At 40.5% G+C, this 16,700-nt stretch carries 16 protein-coding genes and 5 tRNA genes; 11 read left to right on the top strand and 10 right to left on the bottom strand.

The window, feature by feature from the left end; all coding sequences use genetic code 11:
* Window positions 1–247: 247 nt before the first annotated feature.
* The 3 genes from ACGHEH_RS03355 to ACGHEH_RS03345 all read right to left on the bottom strand — a co-directional run bounded on the left by ACGHEH_RS03355 (window position 248) and on the right by ACGHEH_RS03345 (window position 3,502).
* Window positions 248–1,867, bottom strand: coding sequence for a PepSY-associated TM helix domain-containing protein (locus ACGHEH_RS03355; RefSeq protein WP_390441807.1), 1,620 nt, complete (start codon window positions 1,865–1,867; stop codon window positions 248–250).
* Window positions 1,864–2,178 carry a hypothetical protein gene (locus tag ACGHEH_RS03350; protein ID WP_390441806.1) on the bottom strand — a complete coding sequence of 105 codons (315 nt, stop codon included), beginning with the start codon at window positions 2,176–2,178 and terminating at the stop codon, window positions 1,864–1,866. The genes ACGHEH_RS03355 and ACGHEH_RS03350 overlap by 4 nt, the downstream gene beginning before the upstream one ends.
* A gap of 367 nt (window positions 2,179–2,545) precedes the next feature.
* Entirely contained in the window at window positions 2,546–3,502 is a 957-nt protein-coding gene (locus ACGHEH_RS03345; RefSeq protein WP_390441804.1) for a methylenetetrahydrofolate reductase, read from the bottom strand.
* A gap of 419 nt (window positions 3,503–3,921) precedes the next feature.
* Here ACGHEH_RS03345 and ACGHEH_RS03340 point away from each other — a divergent pair, with 419 nt between their 5' ends.
* Complete coding sequence (locus tag ACGHEH_RS03340; RefSeq protein ID WP_390441802.1) at window positions 3,922–6,801, top strand: M16 family metallopeptidase; 2,880 nt, start codon at window positions 3,922–3,924, stop codon at window positions 6,799–6,801.
* Between the two features lie 89 nt (window positions 6,802–6,890).
* On the opposite strand, the gene ACGHEH_RS03335 is transcribed toward ACGHEH_RS03340, so the two are convergent.
* A complete protein-coding gene (locus ACGHEH_RS03335) occupies window positions 6,891–7,208 on the bottom strand; it encodes a YebG family protein (RefSeq protein ID WP_138484059.1) in 318 nt (105 codons plus the stop codon).
* Window positions 7,209–7,425: 217 nt separating this feature from the next.
* On the opposite strand from ACGHEH_RS03335, the gene ACGHEH_RS03330 reads away from it, so the two are divergent.
* On the top strand, window positions 7,426–7,722 hold the full coding sequence (locus ACGHEH_RS03330) for a ComEA family DNA-binding protein (RefSeq protein WP_390441800.1): 297 nt from the start codon (window positions 7,426–7,428) through the stop codon (window positions 7,720–7,722).
* Between the two features lie 49 nt (window positions 7,723–7,771).
* Here the strand turns inward: ACGHEH_RS03330 and ACGHEH_RS03325 are convergent, their stop codons facing one another.
* Complete coding sequence (locus tag ACGHEH_RS03325) at window positions 7,772–8,077, bottom strand: DUF6170 family protein (protein WP_390441798.1); 306 nt, start codon at window positions 8,075–8,077, stop codon at window positions 7,772–7,774.
* Window positions 8,078–8,084: 7 nt separating this feature from the next.
* Window positions 8,085–8,603: a disulfide bond formation protein DsbB gene (gene dsbB / locus ACGHEH_RS03320; RefSeq protein ID WP_390441796.1), complete on the bottom strand. Its 519-nt coding sequence runs from the start codon at window positions 8,601–8,603 to the stop codon at window positions 8,085–8,087.
* 288 nt (window positions 8,604–8,891) lie between these two features.
* On the opposite strand from dsbB, the gene fadR reads away from it, so the two are divergent.
* Both fadR and ACGHEH_RS03310 read left to right on the top strand, forming a co-directional pair.
* Entirely contained in the window at window positions 8,892–9,605 is a 714-nt protein-coding gene (fadR, locus tag ACGHEH_RS03315; protein ID WP_390441794.1) for a fatty acid metabolism transcriptional regulator FadR, read from the top strand.
* A gap of 237 nt (window positions 9,606–9,842) precedes the next feature.
* On the top strand, window positions 9,843–10,448 hold the full coding sequence (locus tag ACGHEH_RS03310; RefSeq protein ID WP_130255311.1) for a peroxiredoxin C: 606 nt from the start codon (window positions 9,843–9,845) through the stop codon (window positions 10,446–10,448).
* Between the two features lie 212 nt (window positions 10,449–10,660).
* On the opposite strand, the gene ACGHEH_RS03305 is transcribed toward ACGHEH_RS03310, so the two are convergent.
* The 3 genes from ACGHEH_RS03305 to smrB form a co-directional block, all read right to left on the bottom strand.
* Window positions 10,661–10,900, bottom strand: coding sequence for a hypothetical protein (locus ACGHEH_RS03305; RefSeq protein ID WP_390441793.1), 240 nt, complete (start codon window positions 10,898–10,900; stop codon window positions 10,661–10,663).
* A 175-nt stretch (window positions 10,901–11,075) separates the two neighbouring features.
* Entirely contained in the window at window positions 11,076–11,876 is an 801-nt protein-coding gene (locus ACGHEH_RS03300; protein ID WP_349285624.1) for a response regulator, read from the bottom strand.
* Between the two features lie 94 nt (window positions 11,877–11,970).
* Window positions 11,971–12,525, bottom strand: a complete 555-nt coding sequence (gene smrB, locus ACGHEH_RS03295) for an endonuclease SmrB (protein ID WP_058030729.1) — start codon at window positions 12,523–12,525, stop codon at window positions 11,971–11,973.
* 89 nt (window positions 12,526–12,614) lie between these two features.
* Here smrB and prmB point away from each other — a divergent pair, with 89 nt between their 5' ends.
* Window positions 12,615–13,550 (top strand): 50S ribosomal protein L3 N(5)-glutamine methyltransferase, encoded by a 936-nt coding sequence (gene prmB / locus ACGHEH_RS03290; RefSeq protein ID WP_390441791.1) that lies wholly within the window; start codon window positions 12,615–12,617, stop codon window positions 13,548–13,550.
* Window positions 13,551–13,600: 50 nt separating this feature from the next.
* The gene (gene aroC / locus ACGHEH_RS03285; RefSeq protein WP_390441789.1) at window positions 13,601–14,704 is read left to right on the top strand and encodes a chorismate synthase; all 1,104 of its coding nucleotides are present in this window, start codon (window positions 13,601–13,603) and stop codon (window positions 14,702–14,704) included.
* A 99-nt stretch (window positions 14,705–14,803) separates the two neighbouring features.
* On the opposite strand, the gene folD is transcribed toward aroC, so the two are convergent.
* On the bottom strand, window positions 14,804–15,658 hold the full coding sequence (gene folD / locus ACGHEH_RS03280; protein ID WP_349285626.1) for a bifunctional methylenetetrahydrofolate dehydrogenase/methenyltetrahydrofolate cyclohydrolase FolD: 855 nt from the start codon (window positions 15,656–15,658) through the stop codon (window positions 14,804–14,806).
* A gap of 351 nt (window positions 15,659–16,009) precedes the next feature.
* Between folD and ACGHEH_RS03275 the strand changes: the two genes are divergently transcribed.
* The 5 genes from ACGHEH_RS03275 (at window position 16,010) to ACGHEH_RS03255 (ending at window position 16,504) form a co-directional block, all read left to right on the top strand.
* A tRNA-Pro gene (locus ACGHEH_RS03275) sits at window positions 16,010–16,086 on the top strand.
* A gap of 47 nt (window positions 16,087–16,133) precedes the next feature.
* A tRNA-Arg gene (locus ACGHEH_RS03270) sits at window positions 16,134–16,210 on the top strand.
* Window positions 16,211–16,235: 25 nt separating this feature from the next.
* Window positions 16,236–16,311: transfer RNA gene (locus ACGHEH_RS03265), tRNA-His, on the top strand.
* Between the two features lie 17 nt (window positions 16,312–16,328).
* Window positions 16,329–16,405: transfer RNA gene (locus ACGHEH_RS03260), tRNA-Pro, on the top strand.
* A 22-nt stretch (window positions 16,406–16,427) separates the two neighbouring features.
* A tRNA-Pro gene (locus ACGHEH_RS03255) sits at window positions 16,428–16,504 on the top strand.
* Window positions 16,505–16,700: the final 196 nt, after the last annotated feature.

The following is a 16,700-nucleotide window of genomic DNA, read 5'->3' as shown; positions in this document are numbered from 1 at the left end:
TGTAAGTTAGCCGATAACGCTGAATAAATGTTCAACTCGCGCTGCTCGAAGAGTTCAACCAAAGGCTTCCACTACTTTGTCATTCGCCACTCACATAACCCATTATGCTTCGTAACTCATTTCACGTATTGAAAGCCTTTGATTTGAACAAAATTCATACCTCAAAGATAAACACGCCCTAAATAAAAAAGCCATTAAATTTTGAATGGCTTTTTTGTTTTTCTGACGATGATTAAACGCTTAGCTTTTAGCTATGAATGACTAATTCTTCGTTCGTTGTGTCTACTGCTTTCTCTGATACATACCAAACACTATTTTTCTCACCCTTGTATGCTCTTTTGGCAACTTTAATTGCGCATGCATAAAAGAACCAAGCAAATGGAAGGGTCATCACTTCTAGCATGATTTCAGCAAAACTATCCGCATGCCAAAGCCCAAGGTTAGGTAGTAAAAGCGCTATCAAAGAGTTAAGTGGCACAATTAGACACAATATTGCGCTGGCTTTAAGTGTATAAATGGCAATAACAGAAGGACCCTTGATAAAAGCGGCTATGACAATGACAAAGAAAGTCAGGTAGTACAGCCACAGATAAGCAATATTCACATTTAATGACGTCAAGCTTAGCCATTTTGTGGCAGCAAATGCCAGTGAGATAGCGCAAATACAACCGAGTGCTATACCGACCGTTAGTTTAGCCAGAACTAGACTTGATTTAGATTGCGTCGCTTGTTTTTGTTTTCTGCGTTTTTCAATCCACAGTAGATTTCCAGTATAAAACAACAGTGCGCCGAGTAAGCCCATGACAAAATAAGCCCATTGGCCAAGTGTGCCGCCATAACTTCCAAAATGCAGAGCAAACAAGGAAGAGACAATACTTACCCAAATACCTTGATCGCCACCTTTTATACTACTGGCATTGATTTCGAGTGTATAAGGGTGCATAAAAATGAAATCAGTCGTTGGACCACGCATCATTTCTCTTGGATGAGTGATATTCACTGAAGCGCTAGGGCTAGTGGTATTTAAACGAGATAATGCAATGCGCTCTATTTGATAGCCGGGGGCATAAGCTTGTATCTTGGTCTTGATGTCATCTAGGCTTGGAAGTTCTTTAACATTGTATTGATACTCTGACTTTTGCGGCTCTGGAAATAGCTTTTTATCTCCATATACACCAAATAGCCCGCCATACAAAAAGTCATGGAATGCAAAGACGAACACGGTAAAAGCAATAACGATATGAAAAGGTAAGCTGCTCACGCCTATTAAATTATGACTATCGAGCCAAAACCGGCTAGCCGACTTGTCTTTTCTCAGTGCAAAGAAGCTTTTTACCAAAGTAGGTAACAAAAAGATTAATCCTGAGATCAAAGCAATAAAATACAAAAATGAGGCTATGCCAAGAATATAACCACCAAATAAGTGGTGACCTATTTCGCCAAAAATACCGCCCGTTTGATGTAAGTAATCAAGTAAACCCGACAGGTGATTGACTTGACTTAGCTCTTTATTTATCTCTCCATGCTCATTGAAGCCAGCATGCCAAACTTGTTCATTTACATTCACACCTCGGCCATTTCCTTCTTCATACCAAGTGATGGGAGAGTGATTGTCAGAATAGTGAAGGGTAACGGCATTAATGGCTTTTTCTTCGTTCGCAAGTACATGGTTTAACAGTACTTGATGTTGCCCATCTCTCACTTGAGAAAACTGCTTACTAGGAGGTGTGCTCCATTGATCTATGGTGTCAGTGAACATCACTAATGCACCCGCAAAGAAGCCTATAAATAATAACAGTCCGGTTGTGATCCCCGTCCACGTGTGAAGTGTTTGGTATGTTCGAACAATGTCGGCCCTTATTTTCATAGCATGCTCCTTAAGCCAAAAAATATCGTGTAGATGATTAAGTTTGCTGACAACAAGTATATAAATGCTTGCCTAGTTGTTTTGAACATATAAATAAAGCTGACAATCAACATCCAGATTGGGGTAACAATCCACATATTAAATTGGGTTTTCCAGAGTAGGCGTTGGTCGCTTAGGTTAGTGTTAATACTGTCAGGCCCAAACCATACAATTAACGCCACAATGCCATAACTCAACGCTAATCCAAGAAAAACACCTACCGCTGTTTTGCCCCACCATTGAGGTTGAATTTTTTGATGTGCCTGGCTCATAGAATGCTCCTAATCAAAAAACTAGAGATGGGGATGATGATCAGCACAAGCATAATTAGCATGAGCCAAATAAAAACGCTTGCTGCACCATTGAAAATAAATGGGCTGATAACGGCTGAGGAAATTAACAGTAAATAGCCGAGCTGTTTAAATTTTTGAGATATGGGGGTGTTTAAAGCCAATTGGTGTCGATTAGACGCATAGATGAAAGATACTCCAGCGGCTATAAACGTTAAAAAAACGAATAGCACTACTCACTCCATGTAAACTTGATTGTTAAAAGAGGGACAGATTATACACAGACAAGTCGCACTATCAATGATAATGCGACTGAGAATTGATGTTATTTGGTTGTTATTTAGTCTAATTAGGCTATTTGTTTTTCTGCAAGATTAAGTTCCATCGTTGCTTTTAATAAACGATATAAATTAATCGATGCATCAATTTCTTCTTTACGATTAGTTAAGCTTTCAATATTCAAACCAAGCGGTACATTTAGATGTGCACAGCTTTGAATGATCAGGTCTAAATTTTCACGACAGATGCGGATTGACTCGCTTAATGGGTTTTGTGAGTCAAGCATGCGCCATTTCGTTGCTTCTGGCACTGAAATACCCAGCCATTCCATAAACTGCAATGTCTTCTCACCGCCACATGGGGTAAAGGTAAGAATAATACGTTTAGGCTCAAGCCCTTGTTGGCGACAACTACGAGCATAGCTGGTGATTAAGTCAATCGTCGCCTGTGCATTGTAAACTGCTTGAGAGATAAAGAACTCACACCCTTGTGCTGTTTTTTCTAACAAACGCTCGTGTTCGTTTCGCTTATTCGCATGGCGTTCAGCAATCGTCACACCACCTAAGAAAAAGTCATCTTGGTGCTCTGCAATTGTTTCGTATGCTTTAGGCAGGCTAAGTTTAACTTCGCCATTTGAAGATGGACTACCTACTAATACAAGATTGTTTAAGCCATGCTTAGTTTTAGTATTGTTAAGCCACTGATTAAATTCGCTCGCCTCACGTTGTGCCACACTTTTATAGGTGATGACATCAAGTTGTGAAAGTTCTTTAACGAGTTGGCTGTATTCACATGGATCTACAGTGTGTTTAAACGGAAAAGGGCGCGGAACTTGAGTGCGGCTACTTTCATCTTGAATGTCGTAAATAACGACACCGTCATATTCAATTTCATGTAAACGGCCAAGTAGCTTTTGTGCAATGGTTTTGACTTGTGCTTCATCAGTCCCCATCTTTGGCGGAGTAGTACCAATTAAATATACGCCTTGATTAGGGTCCAAAATTTTCTCTTGTAATGATAAAGCCATGGTCCTCATTCCCATTGGTTGTGCTGATGAGGTAAATATAGCAGCCATTTAGACGTCTAGATAGATTTTATTCATGAAACTTATTCAAACACTATGAATTTCTCTCATGTTGTTTTTGAGGCGCAAGAGATAATTCAGTAGCTCAGATATATTTTTTTACATAAATTTTGCTTTGAAATGAGCGAGTCACAGCAATTTATTGCATAATTGAAGCTGTGTCATATGTGATACCAATCCTCAATAATACTCAATCATTCTGAGAGACTAAAACTGACGCTAACTTCGTTGGGAATTTCTCATTTAGAACAACTAAATAGCAAAATTTCCGCCTAGTTATCGACAAGTTTTCCTTACCTCAAAATAGATTGCTCAATTTAGAGGAATGGTATGACAAAATAAAAACTGAATTTGGAAATCACATGAAATTTAAACTTTTGGCAACTAGCCTTGCAGTGACTTTAGCGCTGTCAGGTTGTATGAGTAACAATTCACAGACAAGCAATACAGCGAATGCCACTGTTGCATCAGCGTCTGTAGAGAACAAAGTATTTGCACAAGACTATGTGTTAGAAGAACTAGAAAATGGTCTGCGTGTGATGGTCGTTAAAACGGATTATCCTGATGTTGTATCGCTACAAATTCCGGTATCTGTAGGATCTAGAAATGAAATCGAAGCAGGCAAAACCGGTTTTGCTCACTTCTTTGAACACATGATGTTTAAAGGCTCTGAAAAATTCCCACAAGATGTGTATGCAGATATTCTGAAAAACTCAGGGGTAGACAACCGCGCTTACACGACAAACGATTACACAAACTACCACTTAAATTTCTCTAAAGAACATTTAGACAAAGTACTTGAAATCAAAGCGGACATTTTCCAAAACCTAAAGTACTCAGAAGAGCAGTTTCGTACTGAAGCACTGACGGTTAAAGGCGAGTATTTAAAAAATAATGCCAGCCCTATCCGTAAGTTACTTGCGGCTGTGCGTAAAGAAGCATTTGAAAAGCACACTTATAAGCACACCACAATGGGCTTCTTCGAAGATATTGAAGCAATGCCTGATCAAATGGCGTATGGCCAGACGTTCTTTGAACGCTTTTACAAGCCAGAGTATGTTTCACTAGTGATTGTGGGCGATGTTGACCCGCAAGAGACCATGAATATGGTTAAGAAGCACTGGGGCAATTGGAAAAAAGGTGACTACCAAGCGGATATTCCGGTAGAGCCAAAACAACAAGCGCCTAAATATGTGCATGAACAGTTCGAAGGCATGCCGGGTCACTGGTTACTGGTATCATACAAAGGCACGGCTTGGCAGCCGACTAAAAAAGATCGCGCAGCACTTGATCTGATCTCACAGCTTTATTTCTCTTCGAATTCAGAGTTATATCAAGAGCTCGTAGTAGACAAACAGCTTGCTAGCCAAATGTTTACTTATAATGCAGAGACAAAAGACCCAGGTTTATTACATGTCTTTGTTAAAGTTGAAAAAGAAGAAGATTTAGCCGCAGTACGTGATGCAATTGCAAAAACATATGCTAAAGCACGCACTGAGCTGGTGGATGCAGATAAGTTAGCAGCATTGAAGTCAAACCTTAAATACAGCTTCATCAATGGCTTAGATTCATCACAAGCCATTGCGTCAACGCTTGCAAGCTATATGCATTTTGAGCGTGACCCAGAAGTGATCAACCAGTTATATGCGTCTGCAGATGCCATTACAGCTGAAGACATTCGTGACATTGCAAACAAATACTTCGTCGATAATGGTCGTACGACCGTGACCATGTCTGCACTTGAGACTGTTTCTGGTTTCGATAAAGAAGTGTCTGTATCAGCGCTTGCTAAACAAGCGAGCCAGCCTGTTGAACGTCACTTCAAGGTACTAGATAAAACCAATAGTTCACCATTGGTTGATGTGAACTTATTATTTTACACTGGTGCAGCAGCTGATCCGGCAGGCAAAAAGGGTGTAGCGGCATTAACAGCAGCTATGATCGCACGTGGTGGCTCACAAACTAAGAGCTACAAAGAAATTCAGAAAGCACTTTATCCAATTGCAGGTAGCTTTGGCTATCAGTTAGATAAAGAAATGATTTCTTTACGTGGCCGCGTACACAAAGATAACGCTGAGCAGTGGTATGCACTTGTTAGTGAGCAATTGTTAAACCCAGGTTTTAGAGAAGATGACTTTAAACGTCTTAAGAAAGAGCTAATTGATGGCATTAAAGCGGGCTTGAAATCTTCAAATGACGAAGAGCTGGGTAAAGAAGTGCTTTATCATAAGCTATACGAAGGTCACCCTTATGAAAGTTATAACTTAGGTGATTTGTCAGACCTTGAAGCGTTAACCCTAGATGACGTGAAAGCATTCTATGCATCACAATTCACCCAAGCTAAGTTAAACGTGGGTATTACGGGTGATTTAGACAATGACGTGAAAACACAGATGCTGAATGATTTAGCTAGCCTACCAAAAGGTGATGAAGCGCGTTTAAGCATTCCTGATGCGCCTAAACTAGCGGGCCGTCATGCGACGATTGTTGAGAAAAATGCGAAATCTACAGCAGTATCATTTGGTTTCCCAATCGACACAATCCGTAGCTCCAAAGATTGGACTGCACTTTGGCTAGTTCGCTCTTACTTTGGTGAGCACAGAAGCTCAAACAGCTTCTTATATCAACGCATTCGTCAGGTACGTGGTATGAACTATGGTGACTATGCGTATATTGAGTACTTCCCGCGTGGTATGTTCCAAACTAAGCCAGATGCGAACCTAGGTCGTTCAGAGCAAATCTTCCAAGTGTGGTTACGTCCACTTCGTTCAAACAATGATGCGCATTTCGCAACGCGCGTTGCTTTGTTTGAATTAGACAAGCTAATTAAAGATGGCATGACTGAAGCGGACTTTAATGCAACACGTAACTTCTTGAGCAACTTTGTGCCTCAGCTGGTGGCAAGCCAAGATCGTCAGCTAGGTTATGCACTTGATAGCGAATTCTACAACACAGAAAGCTTTGTTGAGTACGTTCGTAAACAACTTGCTTCACTGACAGTGGAAGATGTGAACCGCGTTATTCGTGAAAACCTGCAAACTGATGATGTGCATTATGTGTTCATCACAGGTGACGGCAAAGACATGCAAAATCGTCTTGCAAAAGAAACTGTTTCACCACTGAAATATAACTCAGATAAGCCTGAAGCACTTATCTATGAAGATAAGCAAATTGAAAGCTATAAGCTGAACATTCCTGCGAAAAACATTGAAGTGTTGGATGTAGAGAAAGTATTTGAGTAATTAAATACTTTCTCTGTCGCAACTTATATTGTGACAGCGACAAAAAAGCCGCTCATTGAGCGGCTTTTTAATTATCTTAATAAGTACTGTTAGGCTTGTTTGATAGGTGTAACATTCTCATCAGCATCGCTATCATTCACATCAGCATCTTTCTTTGACTTTTTTGCAGGTGTACTTGGTTTTGAACCTTTAAGTACATTAATAAAGTCATCTTTTTGCTTCGCCATTTCTAATGCCAATGACTCAACTTGTTGCTCACTCAGCGGCACATCTACTTTACCTAGCATCTCTTCTAAAGACTCAGCAACATCAAGCATTTTGTCGTAAGCATCAGCCTCTTTTTTGCTGGTAAAGGTCATGCGCTCGACTCCATTTCTTTCTACCACATACTTAACAACAACAGCCATGATACACTCCCAATTGCACTGTTTTTTTATACAGTAATCTTTTAAGGCCTATTTTGCAAGCTATTAGGTCAATATTAATACTTTAGTTATGTGGATAGGTATTAAGTTTGACTTTCATGTCATTGTCATCTTTATTTAATATTGCTCGTATGAGTAATTTGGGTAAGGAGTTCTACCCGTCATTTATTAAATTTCAAGGATTTTCCAGGAGGGAAATATGATCAAAGCATTACTTTTAGCCACTAGTTTGTTTGTTGCACCAACTGTATTAGCAGAATCTGCACAGCAACAAGCGTCACCAGAAATTCAATCTGAAATTTATCAGACAATTAATATTAATGAAGCTTCTCTCGAAGAGCTTGTAAAATTGCCAGGGATCGGAAAAGGCAAGGCGAGGGCCATTGTTAGTTTCCGGGAGCAAAATGGACCTTTTGACGACCTTAACTCCTTAATGGCTGTTAAAGGGGTTGGTAAAAGCATCGTCGCTAAGTTAGAAGGGAAGGTAAAGTTTTAAGCTTTAAATGCTCAGATGAAAAACTAGAAAAGGGCAAAATTGCCCTTTTCTAGTTTTGGTTTTGCCTTTCAAACTCAGCAATGGCATCGCTCAGTTTGCTTTTGGTAAATGCAATTTCCAGCGGCGTAGTGAGAAGAGGGTATAAGATACCAGCCAACAACAAAGGTGGTAGTAAATACCAGCCTTCAAAATAAGCCAAAGAGATAAAAAATGGCATCAAAATGGCGAGCTTACAGCAGCCTAATAACACTTTTTCAGGCGCTTCTAAGTGACTCAAAGCAATGGCGATGATTTGTTGTTTATCACGAAGCTTGTAAGGCTTTAACTGCTCAATATTGCGAAGATTAAAATGCATTATAAGTTTACTTTTTTACTAAAGACCAAAGAATAAAAGGTAAAACAACTAAGAAACTGATCGCATATAATGCGAAAATCACTTCCATCCAACCAGGCATGCTTAGACTAACAAACTGCCAGTCTATGCTGCCACAATCACCGGTTGCTGCAAAAAATGCCGGGATCCACTCATGTAATGGCATGAACTCGGGGAAGTTAGGAACAATATCGCAAGTGAACGCAAATGGATCAGTGGTGGTTTGCATATTTAAATGCTCTTTTGCCAACATATAACCCCAAATACTACTTACGCCCCATGTTGCAGCGCCAATACCACGGAAAATCCCGTTACTTGGGGAAATAAAACCAATAAGACCTGCTGCAAACACACCTAACATAGCTGTTCTTTGATAAATACACATGATACAAGGCTCTAAGTCCATTGCGTATTGAAAATATAAAGCCGTGACTTCAAGTAAAAATGCTGTCAGTGCCAACAGGCCCCACGCTTTTCTGGAAGTAGGAAGGGTGTTCAACCAGTTCATAAGATTCTCTTATTGTTATATTAAGTTAGCTGTCAGATAACTTGCATTTCAAATAGGTTCAACTTTTTAGGTTAAGTGAACCTAAATGCTGCGAAACTGAATTATGTTGAGGGTATTATGCTGACAGAGGTTACAAGCTGCAAGAATTAACGGTATTTGTTAATTTTACTTAACCCATAGAACAAAAAATGAATTGCAAAACAGGGCGATTTCTTTACTTGTTAGTTGTAAAGCATCTGGTACAATCAGTGGATTAAATTGCAGTTGCCAAGATAAAAGCGGTGTTAGATGAGAATTTTTAAAGCTAAAAGCCCAGCGGGATTTGCTGAGGAATATATTGTTGAATCAATTTGGAATGGTGAATTTCCACCAGGTTCAATTTTACCAGCTGAAAGAGAACTCTCTGAGCTGATTGGCGTAACTCGCACAACGTTACGTGAAGTTTTACAGCGCTTAGCGCGTGATGGATGGTTGACGATCCAACATGGTAAACCGACCCGCGTAAATAACTTCTGGGAAACATCAGGTTTAAATATTCTTGAGACACTTGCGCGTCTTGATGAAGATAAAATGCCAGAGCTGACTGATCAGCTTTTGTCTGCACGTACCAACATCAGCGCAATTTATACGCGTGCGGCAATTAAAGTAAATCCACAGGCTGTAATTGAAACGCTTGAAAAGAGTAAAGACTTAGAAGATAACGCTCAGGCATTTGCAGATTTCGACTATCAAGTTCACCATCAGCTAGCGTTAGCAGGTAACAACCGAATTTATGTTTTGGTGCTTAATGGTTTTAAAGGCCTTTACTCTAAGATTGGTGGTCACTATTTCTCAGATCCACGTACTCGCGCACTGGCCAAACAATTTTATTTAGATCTTACAGCGCTGGCTGAAAAAGGCGACTTCGACGGTTCAATTTCTTTATTAAGAAAATACGGTCATCAAAGTGGTGAGATTTGGCAGCAGATCCGTGGTGATATGCCGTCAGATATCATGGACTAAACTCTATTGATAAAAAAAAGCCCGCAGGGGCTTTTTTTATGCGCGCCTTTTGTTCAATCAAAAAAACAGATGGGTGCCATCGGTTTATTTGATTTTCAATTTTTTCAGTGTCCCCATAAACTTGTGAAAATTTTTAATTGGGGTTGTTTTTTTCTAACTAGCCTCAATAATAAGTGTCAAAGCAAATTGATATTGTCATTTTGCATTGGATATAACCCTAACTAATTGGAGAAAACCATGGGTGTATTAGTAGGCCGCAAGGCACCTGACTTTACAGCAGCAGCAGTATTAGGTAACGGTGAGATCGTTGATGGTTACAACCTTCACGAGCGTATTAAAGGTAAAAAAGCGGTTGTATTCTTTTACCCACTAGACTTCACTTTCGTTTGTCCTTCAGAGCTAATTGCTTTCGACAAGCGTTACGATGAGTTCCAAAAGCGTGGTGTTGAAGTGATCGGTGTTTCAATCGATTCTCAATTCTCACACAACGCATGGCGTAACACACCAGTAAACGAAGGTGGTATTGGTCCAGTTAAATACGACTTAGTTGCTGACGTTAAGCACGAAATCTGTCAAGCATACGACGTTGAGCACCCAGAAGCTGGTGTTGCTTTCCGTGGTTCATTCCTAATCGACGCTGAAGGTAACGTACGTCACCAAGTAGTTAACGATCTTCCTCTAGGTCGTAACATCGACGAAATGCTTCGCATGGTTGACGCACTAGCGTTCCACGAAGAGCACGGTGAAGTATGTCCTGCAGGTTGGACTGAAGGTAAATCAGGTATGGACGCAAGCCCAGAAGGTGTTGCTAAGTTCCTAGCTGAGAACGAAGGCGAGCTATAATTTAGCCCTTTAGTTTTTAAAAGCCCGCGATTGCGGGCTTTTTTGTGCCTGCGAAAAATAGTGAAATGATGTTCTTTGGGAGTAAATTGTGCAAGTCATATACTTACCCCCATAAATTTAACTGGCCAACGCGTTTGAATAGTTCAACACTTAAATAAACGGCAAACAGGCTGATAACTGGGGTTGCCAAAAGACTCACTAGCGTTAATTCATTAGCCATTGTTTTCTTCCTTGTCGTTTTTAACTGCTTTCTTAGCATGCTTATCAGATTCAGACTTCAATACTTTAGATGCTGTCTCAAGTGTATTTTTCTTAACTTCTTTGATACTTGCGCTAATCGCATTTGAGATCAGATTGCTAATTTCAGCTGTAATCGGGTTTTCATTAGCTTGTACTGAAGAAGCTGTTAATAATACCGTGCTGATTAATGTTGCTTTAACTAGTGAGTTCATGACGTTCTCCTTTGTATGATTAGTTAGTCGCAATAACTATTACAAAGGTTGTGCCAATAGATAAAAATATTTTAAGTTGTTGTTTTTATTTGCTTTATATTTTGGTGGAAGGTTGGTGAAAATAATGTTTGATTATTTTCACCAACATAAAGTGGTAAAAAAAACTAAGTTTTAGTTAATCTTGCTCTAAAATTGAGTGCAGTAACTGCTTAACCACTTCAGGTTCAAAAGGTTTGTCGCATAATGCGTTAACACCAGACTGTGCAACGTTAGCAAGGTGAGTGTCATTGGCTTCAGATGTCACCATTAAGATAGGAATATGAGAGTGCTCACCTGAGTTACGAATATGTTCAGCTAACTCTTGGCCATTTACATTTGGCATATTAAAGTCAGTGACAATGAGGTCAAACATCTGTTCGTTTAAGAAGTTTATCGCTTGTTCACCATCTTCAGCTTCAGTAAAACGGCTTGCACCCAAATTAGTTAGCACACGACGAATATGATTTCTCGCCAGCCGAGAGTCATCAACAATAAGAATACGCAAATCTTGCACATCGTATAGTTCAAGCTCTAGCTCTTGCGGAGAAAGTAAGTCTAAGGTTGCATTGAGTGCACGACCAAGGTGCACCTTAGTAAAAGGTTTAGGCAAGATCGCTACTACACCAGATTGCTTAAATGCTTCAAGCTGGGCTTTGCGTGTTTCACTTGAAACCAACATAAAAGGGATCGGCTGTTCGGGTTGGATTTCAGCAATATACTGTTGAACATCGAGGGCACTGCCATCACTCAAATGTAGGCTAGAGATAACTAGGTCAGGCCTATGTTTTTCTAGAAAGCTTTTTGCAGAGTCTACGGTATCTGCAAAGTCGATGTTCGTTACGCCTTCAGATTCAAGCTCTTTTGCAATAATTTTTCTTTGTGTTGCTGAGGGCTCAACAAGCAGGATAGCAAGATCTGCACTGAGAAGCTCATTCATGATTAGTACTACTTTCAATTAACCAAAATAAGGACGTTAATGTAACCAATTAACATCCTATTAGCTAGTTTGAAATGACTTTTTAAAGGGCAAATTAGCGTCTGTAAATATCAGATTCGGGAATATCAATTAAAATCAACACTGCGCCTTTACCACCATACTCAAGAGGAGCTTGATGCATTGCTAAAATATCTGGGTGCTGAACCAAATACTGTGGCACTTTATGTCTGAGGATATGTTCACCAATACCATGTACAACACAAGCACAATAATGGTGTTGTTTTTTACAGGCATGGATCAAAGCAGCCAACTCTTCTTTTGCGCTGTCTTTACTTAAGCCGTGCAAATCTAAAATTAACTCAGGCGCAATATCGCCACGTCGTAATTGTTTAGCTAAGAATTTATCAGCACCTTCACGCACATAGTTTACTGTGCCATGGGTGTCGATATCTGGGATATATTCGTCAGAAAAATAAAACTCCGCTTTGTGCTGTTTAGTTTGTTCAGCAACAATTTTGCCTTTAAACGGGGTGTTATCACGTTTAAATTGCACGGTATCTTGTTTTATCTTTGTGGCACCAGAAATTGACTGACGAAATAGGTCGATGTCGTCGTCTTGCATGCTTATGTGTGATTTATCTTTGTTCATTGGCGCATTCTAAATAAAAAAAGCATAAAAACCTAGCTGAAAAACGGCTACAATGGCAGCAGAATTATTGTCAAATTATTGAGTACCGTATGACAGAGTTACAAATTACAGATGAGTTGGCGCAAGAAGCGTGTTCTGAACTATTCACGATTCAAGACTGGTTACGTTGGACAACGACGCAGTTTGTGAATAATGGGCTGTTTTATGGTCATGGTACCGATAATGCCTGGGATGAAGCTGTCAGCCTTGTTTTACCTGTTTTAAACTTGCCACTAGACACGCCAAAAGAGCTATTAAATGCGCGTTTAACCAGTAGCGAAAAAAAGCATTTGATGGGCTATATCTTAGCGCGTGTAAATGACAGAACGCCGGTACCATATCTGACTAATCAGGCTTGGTTTGGCGGTTTGCCTTTTTATGTGGATGAACGAGTGCTTGTTCCACGTTCGCCATTTGCTGAAATGATCAAAAAGCAATTTGCACCTTGGGTCACAGAGCCTACAAAAGTAACGCGTATTCTCGATATGTGTACTGGTTCTGCATGTATTGCGATTGCATTGGCAAAAGCGTTTGAACATGCGCAAGTAGATGCCGTTGATATTTCTTTTGATGCTCTAGAAGTGGCAGATATCAATATTACTGAGCATATGATGCAAGAGCAGGTGTTTGCGATTCAATCTGATGTATTCAGTGGTGTACCGGGTCAAAAGTATGACCTAATTGTTGCAAACCCTCCGTATGTTGATGCTGAAGATATGTCTGATTTACCAGAAGAGTTTCACCATGAACCTGAGCTTGGTTTAGCATCTGGTGAAGATGGCTTAGATGTGACTCGTGTTATCTTGCAAGAAGCGGCGGAACATCTAACTGATAACGGTTTGTTATTTGTTGAAGTAGGTAACTCTATGGTACATATGGATGCACTATATCCAAACGCGCCATTTACATGGTTAGAGTTTGAACATGGTGGATTAGGCGTGTTTATGATCTCAAAACAACAACTCGTCGAGTATTTTGCTGATTAAATATAATTGTTAATCAGTTTCTTAAATGTCATTTGGAATGAGGGTAAATAATGGCAGGTAATAGCATTGGCCAACTTTTTAAGGTCAGTACCTTTGGTGAGAGCCACGGGGTCGCATTGGGGGGCGTTGTTGATGGCGTGCCCGCAGGACTAGAATTAACAGAAGCGGATATGCAGTTTGACCTAGATCGTCGTAAACCAGGTCAAAGTCGTTATACCACGCAAAGACGTGAAGGCGATGAAATTAAAATTTTATCGGGCGTGTTTGAAGGTAAAACGACAGGAACGAGCATTGGTCTGTTAATTGAAAATACCGATCAACGTTCGAAAGATTACAGCAAAATTGCTGAAGTGTTTCGTCCTGGTCATGGTGACTACACATATTGGCACAAATACGGTCACCGTGATTATCGTGGTGGCGGTCGCTCTTCTGCGCGTGAAACTGCAATCCGTGTTGCAGCAGGTGCTATTGCTAAAAAGTACCTAAAGCAATTTCATGATATTGAGATCAATGCTTGCTTGTCACAACTGGGTCCTATCAAAGCTGAAAAGTTCGACTGGTCAGTGGTAGAAACAAACCCATTCTTTTTTCCAGATGACACAAAATTAGAGTCGTTAGATGAATACATGCGCGATTTGAAAAAGCAGGGCGACTCTATTGGTGCGAAAGTGACAGTAGTCGCGAAAAATGTGCCTGTTGGGTTAGGCGAGCCTGTATTCGACCGACTCGATGCTGAAATAGCCCATTCATTAATGAGTATTAATGCGGTTAAAGGCGTAGAGATTGGCGATGGTTTTGATGTGATAGAGCAGAAGGGCTCTGAGCATCGTGATGAGTTAACACCAGAAGGTTTTACCAGCAATCACGCAGGAGGCGTATTAGCCGGTATTTCTACAGGACAAGATATTGTCGCATCGATTGCATTAAAGCCTACCTCAAGTATTACTATTCCAGGCCAAAGCATTAATACGCAAAATGAGTCAGTAGAGATGATCACTAAAGGTCGTCACGACCCGTGTGTTGGCATTCGTGCGATTCCAATTGCAGAAGCCATGTTAGCCATTACTTTAATGGATCATCTATTAAGACAGCGAGGTCAAAACCCGCATGTCAATCTTGAGCACGGACCAATTTCAGCTCAGAAACCTGTTTAAGAGTTACAAAAACAAAAAACGCCACTGAAGAGTGGCGTTTTTTATTAATACCAATCCTCAATATAGCTTAATTAATCAAGAGGATTGGTATAACAGTTTTTAGCTGTTGTATTTTTCGCAGGCTTCAAGCGTATTTTCGATTAAGCTTGCGACAGTCATAGGGCCAACACCACCTGGAACTGGGGTAATAAAGCTCGCCTTTTCTTCTGCGATGCCGTACTGCACATCACCGACTAGTTTGCCTGACTCTAAACGGTTAATACCTACATCGATCACGATAGCACCTTCTTTAACCCAGTCACCTGGAATAAATTCAGGCTTACCGACTGCGACAACAAGTAAGTCTGCGCGACGAACATGTGCTTCTAGATCTTGCGTGAATTTGTGGCAGACCGTCGTTGTACAACCAGCAAGTAATAGTTCTAGTGACATTGGACGGCCAACGATATTTGAAGCGCCCACTACAACTGCATGCATACCTTTATATCTTACGCCTGTTGAATCAAGTAAAGTGATAATGCCTTTTGGTGTACATGGGCGAAGTGCCGGCATACGTTGCGCTAGGCGACCGACGTTGTAAGGGTGGAAGCCATCTACGTCTTTATGCGGTGTAATACGTTCAAGTACTTTTTCTGCGTCTAATCCTTCTGGCAGAGGTAATTGCACCAGAATGCCGTCTACTTCTGGATCATTATTTAGCGTGTCTACTAATTCAAGTAGCTCTGTTTCTGTGGTGTCGCCTGGTAAATCGTAAGATTTTGAGACAAAACCCACTTCTTCACAGGCTTTACGTTTTGAACCTACGTAAACTTGGCTAGCGGGATCTTGGCCTACTAAAACTACTGCAAGACCAGGCGCTCTTAAACCTTGTTCTATTCGCTCAGCAACGCGCTGTGCAACATTAGTACGAACTTGTTTGGCGATCGCCTTTCCATCAATTATGTTTGCCGTCATGATTGACCTTATTGGGGTTATAAACTTGAACGAATCATACAAAGTGTATTTATGGGGTTACTTTGTATCTAGTTACAATCAATTGATTGTAACTCTAAATACGTATTTTCTCAGAAATGCCTTAATTCGCCAAGGTAAGAATCATCTTTATAGTAATATATAGTTTTATACACAAAGTAAAAATTACTGAAAACTGTTTGTTTTTCATCATTTCTTGCTATTTATTCATCATTTTGAAGTAAAAATAGGCAGTTGGAATATTTTCTAAAAAAAATGTTTGACCTCAATCGGTCAAATCACTATTATGCACCCCGTTGTCAACGAGGACTCTCGGAGATAACAAAAAAGTATCGGCGATTAGCGCAGTTTGGTAGCGCACTTGGTTTGGGTCCAAGGGGTCGCAGGTTCAAATCCTGCATCGCCGACCACTTTAAAAATAAGAAAAAGTAGCATTTTTGATGTTTACTTCGAGTTTGCGCCCTTAGCTCAGCTGGATAGAGCAACGCCCTTCTAAGGCGTCGGTCGAAGGTTCGAATCCTTCAGGGTGCGCCATTCTTATTTTAGTCCCTATGTAGTGGCGGCTGTAGCTCAGTTGGTAGAGCCCTGGATTGTGATTCCGGTTGTCGTGGGTTCGAGCCCCATCAGTCGCCCCATCTACATACTCTTTCGTCGGCGATTAGCGCAGTTTGGTAGCGCACTTGGTTTGGGTCCAAGGGGTCGCAGGTTCAAATCCTGCATCGCCGACCACTTCTCAAAAAATATATATTGTCGGCGATTAGCGCAGTTTGGTAGCGCACTTGGTTTGGGTCCAAGGGGTCGCAGGTTCAAATCCTGCATCGCCGACCATCTTATACTCTCTCTTTTTAGTCATCTTTTAATCAGTCAGTCTGTTATTCACTATTTATTTACCTTCATAGCTCGACTACAGCAATGAATCGGTTATAATGCCGCGTCTATTGTTTAACATAGTGCCCAGTAGGGCAGGCAACAAGATTGTCTAATAGGGTTAAATACACGTATTGCGTTTTTAACTAAGCTAATT

The sequence above is a fragment of the Pseudoalteromonas sp. MTN2-4 genome, assembly GCF_042848605.1.
Lineage (GTDB): Bacteria > Pseudomonadota > Gammaproteobacteria > Enterobacterales > Alteromonadaceae > Pseudoalteromonas.
This window is presented reverse-complemented; position numbering and strand designations above follow the sequence as displayed.

Coding starts and splice junctions, on each gene's coding strand:
- ACGHEH_RS03355 (WP_390441807.1), bottom strand. CDS start 1,867: ATGAAAATAAGGGCCGACATTGTTCGAACATACCAAACACTTCACACG.
- ACGHEH_RS03350 (WP_390441806.1), bottom strand. CDS start 2,178: ATGAGCCAGGCACATCAAAAAATTCAACCTCAATGGTGGGGCAAAACA.
- ACGHEH_RS03345 (WP_390441804.1), bottom strand. CDS start 3,502: ATGGCTTTATCATTACAAGAGAAAATTTTGGACCCTAATCAAGGCGTA.
- ACGHEH_RS03340 (WP_390441802.1), top strand. CDS start 3,922: ATGAAATTTAAACTTTTGGCAACTAGCCTTGCAGTGACTTTAGCGCTG.
- ACGHEH_RS03335 (WP_138484059.1), bottom strand. CDS start 7,208: ATGGCTGTTGTTGTTAAGTATGTGGTAGAAAGAAATGGAGTCGAGCGC.
- ACGHEH_RS03330 (WP_390441800.1), top strand. CDS start 7,426: ATGATCAAAGCATTACTTTTAGCCACTAGTTTGTTTGTTGCACCAACT.
- ACGHEH_RS03325 (WP_390441798.1), bottom strand. CDS start 8,077: ATGCATTTTAATCTTCGCAATATTGAGCAGTTAAAGCCTTACAAGCTT.
- dsbB (WP_390441796.1), bottom strand. CDS start 8,603: ATGAACTGGTTGAACACCCTTCCTACTTCCAGAAAAGCGTGGGGCCTG.
- fadR (WP_390441794.1), top strand. CDS start 8,892: ATGAGAATTTTTAAAGCTAAAAGCCCAGCGGGATTTGCTGAGGAATAT.
- ACGHEH_RS03310 (WP_130255311.1), top strand. CDS start 9,843: ATGGGTGTATTAGTAGGCCGCAAGGCACCTGACTTTACAGCAGCAGCA.
- ACGHEH_RS03305 (WP_390441793.1), bottom strand. CDS start 10,900: ATGAACTCACTAGTTAAAGCAACATTAATCAGCACGGTATTATTAACA.
- ACGHEH_RS03300 (WP_349285624.1), bottom strand. CDS start 11,876: ATGAATGAGCTTCTCAGTGCAGATCTTGCTATCCTGCTTGTTGAGCCC.
- smrB (WP_058030729.1), bottom strand. CDS start 12,525: ATGAACAAAGATAAATCACACATAAGCATGCAAGACGACGACATCGAC.
- prmB (WP_390441791.1), top strand. CDS start 12,615: ATGACAGAGTTACAAATTACAGATGAGTTGGCGCAAGAAGCGTGTTCT.
- aroC (WP_390441789.1), top strand. CDS start 13,601: ATGGCAGGTAATAGCATTGGCCAACTTTTTAAGGTCAGTACCTTTGGT.
- folD (WP_349285626.1), bottom strand. CDS start 15,658: ATGACGGCAAACATAATTGATGGAAAGGCGATCGCCAAACAAGTTCGT.